The following is a 12,900-nucleotide window of genomic DNA, read 5'->3' on the forward strand; positions in this document are numbered from 1 at the left end:
CCTATTGAACGAGCGTGTGCGGTTTCAGCTTTCGTCCGCAGTTTTTGTCATTCTGGCACGTGGACCGGAGATTTGCATGTTGCAGCGGAAAGCGACCGGCTGGATGGACGGTTGCTTCAGTATTCCCGCAGGAGGGCTGGATTCAGGCGAAACGATCCGCAGCGCAGCCACCCGGGAAGCCTTTGAAGAGACCGGCGTTGTCATAGCCCCCGAGGCCCTGAAACCGGTCCACACGTTGCATAGTCTGACGGCTGGCAACCAATGGCTTGGTCATTTCTTCCGCGCAGAAGAATGGACCGGCACGCCTACCATATGCGAGCCGGACAAGCATGCCGACCTGCAATGGAGAAATCTGGACAGTCTTCCAGAAAATACCATTCCCTATGTACGGCAGGCGCTTCTCTGCGTCGCCGACAATGAACCCTATTCAGAGTATGGCTGGGAATAACCCCCGAAACGTCGGGACTATCAGTCAGAGACCGGCAACCTTCTTGAGATCATCGATCGCACCGGGCGCTGCTACGAAAACCTTGTTGCCTTTGGTGAGATTGTCTCCGTCAACAGGGAAAGGATGTGCATAACCGCCTGCCTCACGCACGAGGCAAAACCCAGCCATGCAATCCCAGGCATGCATATACGGCTCGTAATAGCCAACCAGCCTGCCGGCCGCGACATAGGCTATCATCAGAGCACCTGAGCCGTTGCGAATGAACGTGCCACCAGCCTCAAGCAGGTCTTCCACGATTTTCGCCACGAGTTGTGGCGTCACATAGTTATTGGCACCGATACCCGTCACCGAGTTACGGATTGTGCGGCTCGGGTCCAGAACCAGTTTCTTGCCGTCAAGCGTCGCGCCGAGACCTTTGGCAGAGGCATAAAGCTCGTCAAAGCAAGGAGCCTGGATTACGCCAATGACAGGCTCTCCGTCTTTAAGAACGGCAATGGAAACGCACCAGTTTGGCATGCCGTTGACGAAAGGACTGGTGCCGTCGATAGGATCCACGACCCAGGTGTAGCCCGAAATGCCGTCATTCAGCCCGTATTCCTCCCCCAGAAAGCCATCTTGCGGAAAGATTTCCGACACACGGGTGCGAATGAGCTTTTCGACGTTCCTGTCAGCAATCGATACCACATCCTGCGGGTCGCGCTTGGTTTCGATAACCAGTGTTTCGCGCCGCTTGAAATAGTCGAGAGCCTTAGCGCCCGCCTCGCGCGCGATCTTTTCGGCAAGCGCCAGCCGCGCTTCTAATTCCTGTCGGGGATGGGACGTCATGATGATTTTCCGATGAGAGATAAAGAAAGGCGCGACGTTTCTGCGCCTATTGATTGATGATAGCAAGCCCGCGCGTTTTGAACTCGATAGAGATATCGGTTTGTGGCGGCAGAGCCTCTTCAACCGCCGGATCGACAATGAAGAGCTTGCCGTGTTCGGTCTCGATTTCATATTCGATATGATCGCCGAGATACGCCGAGTGTGCGACCCGCCCGGGGAAGCCACCACCTGCCTTTGGATGCAAGGTCACTGCATTGGGACGGATAGCAAGCTGCGCCGGACCCGGTCGGGCATTGCGTGCTGCTACCCGGTGGGTCAGGCTGCCCACACGAATGACGGCCTCGGTGCCATCCGCTGTCATCACCTCACATGGAACAACATTCGCCTCTCCCATGAAATCCGCGATGAAGGCGGAGGCTGGCGTTTCATAAAGGTCACGCGGGCTTCCTTTCTGTGCGATATTGCCCTCCTTCATGACAATGATTGTGTCGGAGACGGCCAGCGCCTCGTCCTGATCATGTGTGACATAGACGGCAGTAAAACCGAGCCGCTGCTGAAGCTCCCGAATTTCGGTGCGCACACGGCGGCGCAGGCGGGCGTCGAGGTTCGAAAGCGGTTCATCCAGAAGCAGAACTTGCGGTTCCAGCACCAGAGCACGGGCCACCGCAACACGCTGTTGCTGGCCACCCGACAGCTCTGCCGGAAGGCGATACCCCATTCCTGCAAGACCGACGAGCTTCAGCCCCTCTTCCGCACGTTCGCGCGCTTCGGCCTTCTTGAAACCTGAGGATTCCAGGCCGTAGGCTACATTGTCGAGCGAACTCATGTGCGGAAACAGCGCATAGGACTGGAAGACCATCGATACGTCACGCTCATTGGCTGGCAGATTGGTCACGTCCTTGCCACCGATCAGAATACGGCCTGACGTGGGATGTTCGAGCCCGGCCAGCAATCGCAATGTCGTCGTCTTGCCGCAACCGGACGGTCCGAGCAGCGTAACCAGAGTTCCCGGTTCGACGGTCAAAGACAGGTCGGGCAATGCGGTAAAGTTCCCGAATTTCTTGGTGACGTTCTCAAATGTAACGGAGCCGGGACGGATCGCAGTCATGCGGCTTTCTCCTGACGAACGGTTTTGATGGTAGTGACAGCAGCGACACGGTTTTCGCGTCTCAGCTTGCGTTCACCCACGAGAAGCTGGAAACCTGTGATCACGACGATCATGACCACGATCAGCATTGATGAATACGCAATGGCCACACCGAATTCACCGTTTTCGACCAGGCCGACAATGTAGGATGTCGCCATATTGTACTGCGCTGAGACAAGGAAGATGACCGCGCTGATGGAGGTGATGGCACGCACGAAGGAATAAACCAATGCTGCCGTAATCGCTGGACGCAGCAGCGGCAGAATGACCTTGCGGATGGTGCGGAAGCTGTTTGCCCGGAGCGTCAGGGAGGCTTCATCGAGGCTCTTGTCGAGCTGGCTCATGGCTGCGATACCGCCGCGAACGCCGACAGGCATATTGCGGAATACGAAACATGCAATCAGGATCAGCGCTGTGCCGGTCATTTCAAGCGGAGGCAGATTGAAAGCCATGATGTAGCTGACGCCGATAACCGTTCCGGGAATGGCGAAGCTCAACATCAGGGCGAATTCGAAGATGTTCCGTCCGACGAAACGCTGGCGAACGATCAGATAGGCCGTCAGCAAGCCAACAGCTGCAGTCAGCGGTGCTGAAATCAGCGAGATTTCCATCGTCGTCCAGAACGAATTCCAAGCCACGCCGGTCCATGCAACGCCGTTCTCGGTCCAATTAATCGAAAAGGCACGTGCGTAGTGCTCGACAGTCAATGTATTGTCGAGTCCCCATTGCCGGACGAAGCCGCCGATAAGGATCATCGCGTAAACAACGACAGTGAAAATCATCCACGGAATAACAATGATATAAACGCCGATCTTCAACCCCCGTGGCAACCCGGCATGCATGCCGGAATCGCCCTTGCCGGTCACCGTCGCGAAATTCTTGCCTGAAAGCCAGACACGCTGGATGAGAAACGCGGTCAATGTAAAGCAGAGCAACACGATGGCGAGAACTGCCGCACGAGACGGATCGTTCTGCGCGCCCACCACAGCAAAGAAGATTTCTGTCGAAAGCACGCCATTGCTGCCTCCGAGCACCATCGGATTGCCGAAATCCGCCATGCTTTCTATGAAAGCGATGAGAAATGCATTGGCGAGCCCCGGCGCCATCAGCGGCAACGAAACCCTGCGGAACGTGCGCCAGCGATTAGCACGCAAGGTTTGCGATGCCTCTTCCATCGACGGTGACACGCCTTCGACAACGCCGATAAGCACGAGGAAAGAAATCGGTGTGAATGAGAGGACCTGTGCGATCCATATGCCGGTGAGACCATAGAGCCACCGTCCCGGTTCAACGCCGAATATATTGGAAATCTGTTCAGTTACCACGCCTGCGCGACCGAAAAGCAGCGTCAACGCCAAACCGACTACGAAGGGCGGCGTAATGATAGGCAATATGGTGAGAAGCCGAAGACCTTTCTTGAAAGGGAAAGCGGTGCGGGTAGTGACCAGTGCAAAGGCGAGGCCCAGCACTGTGGACCCCGTCGCCGTCATCAGCGCCAGCCACAATGTGCGCCATGCAACGCCACACCGTCCTTCCCCGACAAGACAGGCCAGGCTCCAGATCGAGGAATCCTGAATATTGCCAATGAACCCTTCAGGCTTGAACGAGCCATCGAAATCCTGCACCGACCCAGCAAACATGCTGATGACAGGATAGAAGACAAATACAGCCACCAGCGCGACAAGCAGGGTGATGGAAGAGACGACGAAAGCGTCCCCCTTCATCACACCACGTTCCGCGAGGCCAAACGAGAAAATCAGCAGAAAGCAGAAGCCAGTAAGGATCGCGCCAGCGCCAAAGGCCGGCTGACCGTCGGCGAGCGCGCCGAACAGATTTTCGCTGATGATCCAGTTCCAGCCGGAAAAGCCAATAGCTAGTCCTTGCAGCGCCAAGAAACCTACGCCGAGGGCGCTTGTCCAGATCAGAACTTCATTACGACGCTCACCAGGCAATAGAAAACGGGCGCCGGCACAAAGCAGCATGAACACAGCGATAACGCCAAGCCATGGGCGCCCGAAGAATACCATCTGCCAAAGGCCGGGTGCCGTTGCACCATCGCCAAACATTCCGTTCAACCAGCCAAGGCTCAGAAAGCCATCTTCTATGCGATACCACGGCAATAGGACAAATGCCGCAAGCGCAACGGCGAGAACGATATCCAGTCTGCGATGATGCTGTTTCATGGATGTCCGCGTCCCTCCAGATCGGGGATTTCCAAGGAATGACTACAGGCTCCAGCTCCAGCATATTTCAGGACTGCCGCTAGCTTGCTCTGCCATTCGGAACCGGTGCGCCGCCCCACAAGAGCGGCGCACGGATTTCAACCCAATGAAAATTCAGTTGGCGTGCGCGCCGATTTCCTTATCCCAGCGCTCTAGCAATTCCTTGCGCTTGGCCGGTTCGCCATAGGTCTTGAAGTCATAATCGATGAGCTTGATGTCCTCGAAGCGCGGTGATTCCTTTGGAACCTCCGCCGACTTGTTTGACGGTAGCTGGAAGGACTTCGCATCCTTCATATGCGACTGCACTTCGGCGGTGAGCGCCCAGTCGTACCACTTCTTGGCATTCTCGAGATTCTTGGCGCCCTTGATGATGGACATAGAGCCAATTTCGTAGCCTGTGCCTTCACACGGTGCGACCGATTTGATGGGGAAGCCTTCTGCCGTCATCGACACCGCATCGTGCATGAAGACGATGCCGATGCCGGTTTCGCCTCGCGCCGCCGACTTGACCGGAGCCGATCCGGACTTGGTGTACTGCGATACGTTCTCATTGAGCTTCTTCAGGTAATCATAGGCTTTGTCTTCGCCCATGATCTGCACCAGCGTAGCCAGCGCCGTATAAGCCGTGCCAGAAGAGTTCGGATTGGCCATCTGAATTTCGCCCTTATAGGAGGGGTCAAGCAGATCGGCCCAGCATTTCGGATCTTTCAGATTTTTCTTGGCCAAAATATCGGTGTTGTACCCCCAACCGAGCGCACCGGCATAAACGCCAACGGTACGGAAGCCGGAGCTTTCAGCCTGCTTCTTAGCCCAATCGTTCAGTTGGTCGAGCATTGGCGACTTATATTCAAGCGTCAACCCTTCGGAAGCTGCCTGCAGATGCGGATCGCCCGTACCAGCCCACCAGATATCTGTCTTGGGATTGCGCGCTTCGGCCCGTATCTTGGCATAGGTTTCACCGGAAGAAAGCCGCACCATGTTGACCTTGATGCCGGTGTCCTTCTCGAACATGTTCTTCATCTGCTCACAAATGACCACATCTGCCGAACAAATAAGATTGAGATTGCCTGAAGCCTGCGCAGAAAAAGCAAATGAAGATACGCCCGCGGCCAGCGCCGCAACCAGAAATGCCGAACGCATTGTTGTCCTCCCTTTTGCGGCGCCTCCACGCCGACGCCTTTGCAAGCGTGTGCACAGTCTTTGCCTTTTATGAAAACCTGTCAATGCCTTTGTAAATTTTATTCTGAAATAATAAAAAATAATTCAATCGTTCTGTTTCTGATAATCCCTGCACAGCCATGCAAGCTATTCCCGACCAAAGAAAAAGGCGGCCAAAGCCGCCTTTTTAAATTGCACGCCGTACAGAGACGCGATCAGCCTATGGCCATCAGGCTCGCGTTCCCGCCCGCTGCCGTGGTGTTGATCGACGTCGAAACCTCTTCCAGAAGCCAGTTGAGGCAATAAGCATCCGGGTTGTTTGACAATTCGGCCGTAGAAGCTGCCTGCGTCAAAACCAGCGGTCCAGGCAGTGTCGCAATCTTCTTGTTTATTTCGACGATGTGCTCAGCGTCCCCTTCAACCAGCGCACCCGCAAAGGGAGCATCGGATTCCCAGTTACTTGTCCAGATCGTACGCGCTGCCACAGAAGCCGGAATATCTTTCAGAACATTCCGCAAGCCGGAAGTCTCGTCAATATAGACAGTATTGCCTGTGGCGAGGGCGGCGGTCATCTGGCGATAAAGACCAGTTTCCGTCTGTGGAACCAGCAGAATATTTCCACGCGGATGCAGCGCATAAAGATTACGTTCACCCACCGGGCCCGGTAATTCGAGATCAAGACCAAGCGCCGAAGCGCTTCCGATGTCGCGTGCCGCCTGCGCGAGATCGTTCATGCCGCGCTGGCCAAGCCATTTGGCGAAATCCTTGAGCGCCGGATCGGTGTGAACAGAACTATGACGCGGTGGGATCGGCGCTGTCTCTAGGAGACGGCCAAGATAGAGCGGCCCTCCGGCCTTGGGGCCGGTTCCGGACAAGCCACGCCCGCCGAAAGGCTGCACGCCGACAATAGCACCGATAACGTTGCGATTGATGTAGACATTGCCGACACGGATACGATCCGCAATATTGGCGATGGTTTCGTCAAGACGGGTATGCAGACCGAAAGTAAGTCCATAACCGGTGGCGTTGATATCATCGATCAGACGTTCCATGTCATCGCGCTTATAACGCACGACATGTAGAACCGGGCCAAAGACTTCCCGCTTCAGATCGAGAAGCGAATTAATTTCGATTATTGTCGGCGCAACGAAAGTTCCATTCTGTGTTTCAGGACCGAGCGGAAGCTGCTCGACCTTGCGACCGAGATCGCGCATTCCCTGAATGTGCTTTTCGATGACATTCTTGGCTTCCTCGGTAATGACCGGGCCAATATCAACCTTCAGCCTGTCGGTGCGACCAATGGAAAGCTCCTTCAGCGCGCCCTTGAGCATGGTCAAGATACGGTCTGCCACATCTTCCTGAAGACAGAGAACGCGCAGCGCCGAACAACGCTGACCGGCGCTGTCGAACGCCGATGCGATTACGTCGAAAACGACCTGCTCGGCAAGCGCAGACGAATCCACGATCATTGCGTTCTGGCCGCCAGTTTCGGCGATCAGCGGGATTGGTTTGCCGTTAGGCAACAGACGCGAGGCAAGCTGAGCCTGAATGAGGCGAGCCACTTCGGTAGAGCCGGTAAACATCACGCCGCATGTTTCTGCGGCCGCAACCAGCGCTGCCCCAATGCGGCCATCCCCCGGCAGCAGCTGCAACGCATCGGCTGGAACGCCAGCTTCATGCAGGATACGAACGCCCTGTGCTGCAATCAGCGGGGTTTCTTCCGCGGGCTTCGCCAGCACCGGATTGCCCGCTACAAGCGCTGCCGCAATCTGGCCTGTGAAGATTGCCAGAGGGAAATTCCACGGGCTGATGCAAACGATGGGTCCGAGCGCCTTGTGGCCCACCCCAAGCGTACGACGGGTCTGCTCTGCATAATAGCGCAGGAAGTCGATGGCTTCGCGTACTTCTGCAATTGCGTTTGGCATGGATTTGCCGGCTTCGCGCATGATGAGACCGAGCAGAACCGGCATGTCGCGCTGCATGATGTCCGCTGCGCGTTCAAGACAAGTGGCACGTTCGACTGGCGAAACTGCGGACCAGCTTGCCGTTGCCTTCTGTGCAGCCTTCATGGCCTTGGCTACGTCTGCTTCGGCGATCTCTGTCACCGTGCCCACAATATCGCTCCTGTCACCGGGATTGAGGACCGAGCGGCTGGTACCCTTGACCTTTGCGCCAGCAACCTGCGGTTCCGATGTCCATGCACGGTCGGCGCTGTCCTTCAGAATTTTGCTGAGTTCGGCGAGCGTGACCTCATTCGACAAATCGAGACCGTCAGAATTCCTGCGAGCGCCATAAAGATTTTCCGGCAGGGAAATCTGATCGTGGCGAGCGCCGACGACAGCCATCGAGCGAACAACATCCACGGGATCGGCAATCAGCTCATCAACGGAAACAGTTTCATCGCCAATGCGGTTGACGAAGGATGAGTTCGCGCCGTTTTCGAGAAGACGACGAACAAGGTACGCCAGAAGCGTTTCGTGTGTGCCGACCGGCGCATATATGCGAGCCGGGCGACCAAGTTTCGCAGCGCCCACAACCTCGTCATAGAGCGGTTCGCCCATGCCGTGCAGGCACTGGAACTCGAACTTGCCGGTTTTGAAGTCCGGGCCGGCCAGATGATAGATCGTAGCAAGCGTCTGCGCATTGTGCGTCGCAAATTGCGGGAAGACGGCATCGGTTGCAGCAAGCAATTTACGGGCGCAGGCGATGTAGGAAACGTCAGTATGAACCTTGCGGGTATAAACCGGGAAGTCTTCCAGACCGTCCACCTGCGCGCGCTTGATTTCGGCGTCCCAATAGGCGCCTTTCACCAGGCGCACCATGACGCGGCGCTTGTTCTGGCGAGCCAGATCGATGATGAAGTCGAGTACGAACGGACAGCGCTTGCCATAAGCCTGCACTACGAAACCGATACCTTCCCAATCGGCCAGATCCGGATCTTCGATCAGGCTCTGCAAAAGATCGAGCGACAGTTCCAGGCGGTCGGCTTCTTCGGCGTCGATGTTGAGGCCGATATTGTAAGACTTGGCGATGGCCGCAAGCGCTTTCACCTTGGGCAGCAATTCACCCATGACACGCTCGCTCTGCGAGCGCACATAACGCGGATGCAGCGCCGAAAGCTTGATGGAAATACCGGGGCCGTCGTAGATGCCGCGACCGGCAGAAGCACGGCCAATGGCGTGGATTGCGGTCTCGTAATCCTTGTAATAGCGCTCGGCGTCGGCCGCAGTCGTCGCGGCTTCACCCAGCATATCGTAGGAGTAACGGAAGCCGCGCTCTTCTAGCGGCTTGGCGCGCTTCAATGCTTCTTCGATGGTTTCGCCAGTGACGAACTGTTCGCCCATCATGCGCATCGCCATGTCTACGCCGCGACGAATGACAGGTTCACCGCAACGGGCGATCAAGCGCGTCAGCGCAGCCGAAAGGCCGCGATCATTGACCGTATTCGTCAGCTTGCCGGTGACCACAAGTCCCCATGTCGCAGCATTGACGAATAGCGAACGACCACCGCCAATATGAGACTTCCAGTCGCCGTTCGAAATCTTGTCGCGGATCAACGCATCACGCGTCGCCATGTCAGGAATACGCAGCAAGGCTTCCGCGAGGCACATAAGTGCCACGCCTTCCTGGCTCGACAGCGAATATTCATGTACCAGGCCTTCGACGCCGGTGCCTTTGTGCTTGGCGCGCAGCGCTTCGATCAGCTTGCGGGCGGTGGCCCGGACCTGCTGCGCCGTTTCTGCCGGCAAGGTAGCCTGTGCGACCAATGCGGAAACGCATTCGGCTTCAGGGCGGCGATAAGCGGCAGTAATCGCCTGCCTCAGCACGCTTTGCTCGCGGATCGGCGGCGCAAAATTCTGAAAAACCGGATTGGCGGGAGCGGGAATTTTATCGGTCATGGTCCAATGCTCGCAAATGAAAACAGCCCCGAGCGTCTTCGCCCAGTTTAGCTCTGCTTTATGTGGGCGCACACTATCATTTGTCCAAATTGCATTCTGCCTTCATTTGCCTCATATGAAGGATTACCGATCTTATTATTGGACCTGAAGAAGGCAACAAGGATGCGAAAGATAGATTCTGTAGACGATTTGGATCAGTTCGATCGGCGTATTCTGGAAGTATTGAGCGAAGACGGACGCATTCCCGTCACGGAACTCTCCAAAAAAGTGGGTCTTTCCAAGACACCGTGCCAGGCACGGCTGAAACGACTGGTCGACGAAGGCTATATCGTCGGCTTTCGTGCGGCCATTGATCCTGAGAAGCTCGGTCTTGATCATATTGCCTTCACGACGGTCAAACTATCCGACACACGCGAAGCCGCGCTTGAAGCGTTCAACACCGCCGTACGCAAAATACGCGAAGTTGAAGAATGCCATATGATCGCAAGCTCTTTCGACTATCTGCTGAAAGTTAGAACGCCCAACATCCGGCGTTACCGCGAGGTGCTGGGCGAAAAGATTTCGAGCTTGCCCAATGTGGCAAGCACATCTACGTTTGTGGTAATGGAGTCGGTCAAGGACAACCGACCGGTCAGGGTCTATCCCGGCGCATTGTAATTTGACTATAGCGGCTCGCCTGCCAAATAGCGCTCCAGCGTATTTACAGTTCCATCCTGCCAGATGCGCAGAAGCGCAGATGAAAATGCCGTGACATAGGCAGGGTTCGAGGCAAGCGAGCCAAAGATATCTTCCATCGCAAGCCATGCAGAGGGATTGCTTTTCGCAAGAGCCGCCTGCCGGGTCAGGCGATCCCATGACGGATCGTTAGGCTCGATAATAGCACCGCTGTCCGTCGTACCATAGCAATAGCGGCACCAGAAGGCGGAAACGAGCGCCAGCCCTGTCACAGACTTCCCTTTGGCCACCCGGTCAGAAGCGGTTGGCAGAATAAATTTCGGCTGACGGTTGGAGCCGTCCAGACACAGGCGGCGGATGGTATCGCCGATACTTGGATTGGCGAAGCGCTTGTCAATGAGAAGCCGATAGGCCTCCAGATCGGTATCAGGCACCGGCGGCACTTCAGGGATGATCTCTTCCGTGGTGAGCTTTTCCAGATAGCGCCGGATCAACGGGTGCTCCATGGCCTCATGCACGAAATGTATGTCGAGCAAACCGCCCGGATAGGCGATAGCCGCGTGGCCGCCGTTCAGAATACGGATCTTCATCAATTCATAAGCGGCGACCTGATCGGTAAACGTGACGCCAACCTTCTCCAGCGCAGGACGCCCAGCAGGAAAATTGTCTTCCACCACCCATTGCTTGAAACCTTCACAGAAGACTGGCCAGCCATCTTCGATCCCGAACTCCTTCGCTGCAAGCTCGCGTTCACGCGCGCCGGTGGCCGGCGTAATGCGGTCCACCATGGAATTTGGAAAAGCAACATGGGCTGAAATCCAATCGGCAAAGACGGGATCGTCCAGTTTCGCGAGACCGACGACAGCATCTTCGGTCACATGCCCATTGCCCGGAATGTTATCACACGACATCACGGTGAAAGGCTGCGCACCAGCCGCCTTACGCAATTTTAGCGCCTGCACAATCAGACCGAAGACGGTGTTCGGTTGATCTGGACGGGCGGCATCCGCCACAATATCGGGGTGGGCAGGATCAAAGGTCTGACTTGCCGGATCGATGTAATAACCACCTTCGGTGATCGTCATGGAAACGATGCGAGTATCAGGTGATGTAAGGTAGACCATCAAAGCATTTCGCCCCTCCTCTGTCGATAGGGTTACATAATCGACCATGGAAGCGGTAATCCTTGCCCCCGCATAATCAGCTTCTTGTTCGACAACTGTGGTAAGCCAGTCTTGCGCCATGAGCGTATCGCGCATGGCATCGTCGCTGCCGCGCACTCCGGCCCCGACCAGCGCCCAATCGTGCCCTTCACCTGTTCCAAACAGATCATCCAGATAAACAGCTTGATGGGCACGGTGAAAGTTTCCGACACCAAAATGCACGATGCCCGGTTTCAAACCCGAAGGATCGTAGCCGGGTTTATGCACCTTGTCGAAGTTCTGGAGCGTTGCGCGCGAGAGCTTGGTCATGGCGATTTCCTTAAATCAATCGGGTACGAACTGAACTTTCATCGTAGCTGGATCGCCACCGTGCTTGGTGAAGTACGGCAGCATTTCCTCCAATGGGAGCCGGTGGGAAACAAGCCGCGCCATCAAGCCGCCGTTTGAGAAGTCCTGTTTCAATATGTCCAATGCCTGCGGAATGTTCCGGTTCAAGGAATGCGAACCCGCAATCCGGATCTGGCGGCGGAAAATCTCGAACGGCGCAACCGAAATACGTGCGTCAGGCGCGCAGACGCCGAACACCAGAACAGTTCCACCATTGGCGGTGAAGCCGACCATGCTTTCCACCACCTTGGCTATGCCGGTAGCGTCGGCGACAAAGTCGAAGCTACGCTGGCGCTTGTCCAGCGCTTGCGAACCGGACATAATCGGCTCAAGGCCGAGGTTTTCGACGAAGGCCAGCCGGTGTTCGTTGATATCGGCGACCGCGACCTTGGACACACCTTGCGCTTTCAGCGACAGGGCCAGCAACAGGCCGATGGGTCCTGCCCCGAATACCAGCGCATTTTCGGTCCCGCACGGGCCAGTCGTCAAGCCCGCTGCGCCAAGTCCGTTCAGCACGCAAGCAAGCGGTTCAGCAAGGGCTGCCACGTCATAAGGCAGATCGCCGATGGAATGGAGATGGCTTGCATTGACGAGGCTCATGCCCGCGAAGCCGCCATTATGAGTGACGCCATAGGCTTTCAGATCGGAGCAGAGATTGGTCAGGCCCTTGAGACAGGCGCGGCAATGACCGCAAGGAATATTCGGATCGACCGCAACGCGGTCGCCAACCTTCACGTTGGTCACGTCTTCGGCCACCGCCACGACAGTGCCCGTGTATTCATGCCCCGGCACCAGCGGAAACGCACTCGACCCATAGCGGCCATGCAAAACATCGATATCGGTGTGACAAAGACCCGAAGCCTTGACGTCGATCAGGGCGCACCCCGGCTGCAATGCCGGTTCCGGCAGATCGGCCATACCTGCTTCGCCATGGCCGGTAAAATAGATCGCTTTCATTGCAATATCCCAGCCTTGC

9 protein-coding genes are annotated in these 12,900 nt (G+C 56.2%); 2 read left to right on the forward strand and 7 right to left on the reverse strand.

Annotation, left to right across the window (positions count from 1 at the left end; translation table 11 throughout):
* Positions 1–16: 16 nt before the first annotated feature.
* Positions 17–448, forward strand: coding sequence for an NUDIX hydrolase (locus J9800_RS02950; RefSeq protein ID WP_286167444.1), 432 nt, complete (start codon positions 17–19; stop codon positions 446–448).
* A gap of 24 nt (positions 449–472) precedes the next feature.
* Here J9800_RS02950 and J9800_RS02955 read toward each other — a convergent pair whose 3' ends face one another.
* The 5 genes from J9800_RS02955 to putA form a co-directional block, all read right to left on the reverse strand.
* Positions 473–1,273 (reverse strand): inositol monophosphatase family protein, encoded by an 801-nt coding sequence (locus J9800_RS02955; protein WP_114214764.1) that lies wholly within the window; start codon positions 1,271–1,273, stop codon positions 473–475.
* A 46-nt stretch (positions 1,274–1,319) separates the two neighbouring features.
* Entirely contained in the window at positions 1,320–2,381 is a 1,062-nt protein-coding gene (locus J9800_RS02960; protein ID WP_112587321.1) for an ABC transporter ATP-binding protein, read from the reverse strand.
* Positions 2,378–4,603: an ABC transporter permease gene (locus tag J9800_RS02965; RefSeq protein WP_114214763.1), complete on the reverse strand. Its 2,226-nt coding sequence runs from the start codon at positions 4,601–4,603 to the stop codon at positions 2,378–2,380. Before J9800_RS02965 ends, J9800_RS02960 begins: the two co-directional genes overlap by 4 nt.
* A gap of 153 nt (positions 4,604–4,756) precedes the next feature.
* The gene (locus J9800_RS02970) at positions 4,757–5,782 is read right to left on the reverse strand and encodes an ABC transporter substrate-binding protein (RefSeq protein ID WP_112587317.1); all 1,026 of its coding nucleotides are present in this window, start codon (positions 5,780–5,782) and stop codon (positions 4,757–4,759) included.
* Positions 5,783–6,015: 233 nt separating this feature from the next.
* The gene (gene putA, locus J9800_RS02975; protein WP_210845439.1) at positions 6,016–9,699 is read right to left on the reverse strand and encodes a trifunctional transcriptional regulator/proline dehydrogenase/L-glutamate gamma-semialdehyde dehydrogenase; all 3,684 of its coding nucleotides are present in this window, start codon (positions 9,697–9,699) and stop codon (positions 6,016–6,018) included.
* A gap of 162 nt (positions 9,700–9,861) precedes the next feature.
* Here putA and J9800_RS02980 point away from each other — a divergent pair, with 162 nt between their 5' ends.
* Positions 9,862–10,356, forward strand: coding sequence for an Lrp/AsnC family transcriptional regulator (locus J9800_RS02980; RefSeq protein WP_010659033.1), 495 nt, complete (start codon positions 9,862–9,864; stop codon positions 10,354–10,356).
* 5 nt (positions 10,357–10,361) lie between these two features.
* Here the strand turns inward: J9800_RS02980 and J9800_RS02985 are convergent, their stop codons facing one another.
* Together J9800_RS02985 and J9800_RS02990 are read right to left on the reverse strand one after the other, a co-directional pair.
* Positions 10,362–11,846 (reverse strand): mannitol dehydrogenase family protein, encoded by a 1,485-nt coding sequence (locus J9800_RS02985; RefSeq protein ID WP_114214761.1) that lies wholly within the window; start codon positions 11,844–11,846, stop codon positions 10,362–10,364.
* Between the two features lie 15 nt (positions 11,847–11,861).
* Positions 11,862–12,881 carry a zinc-dependent alcohol dehydrogenase family protein gene (locus J9800_RS02990; protein ID WP_114214760.1) on the reverse strand — a complete coding sequence of 340 codons (1,020 nt, stop codon included), beginning with the start codon at positions 12,879–12,881 and terminating at the stop codon, positions 11,862–11,864.
* Between the last annotated feature and the right edge of the window lie 19 nt (positions 12,882–12,900).

This window comes from Ochrobactrum sp. AP1BH01-1, from assembly GCF_018066705.1.
GTDB lineage: Bacteria > Pseudomonadota > Alphaproteobacteria > Rhizobiales > Rhizobiaceae > Brucella.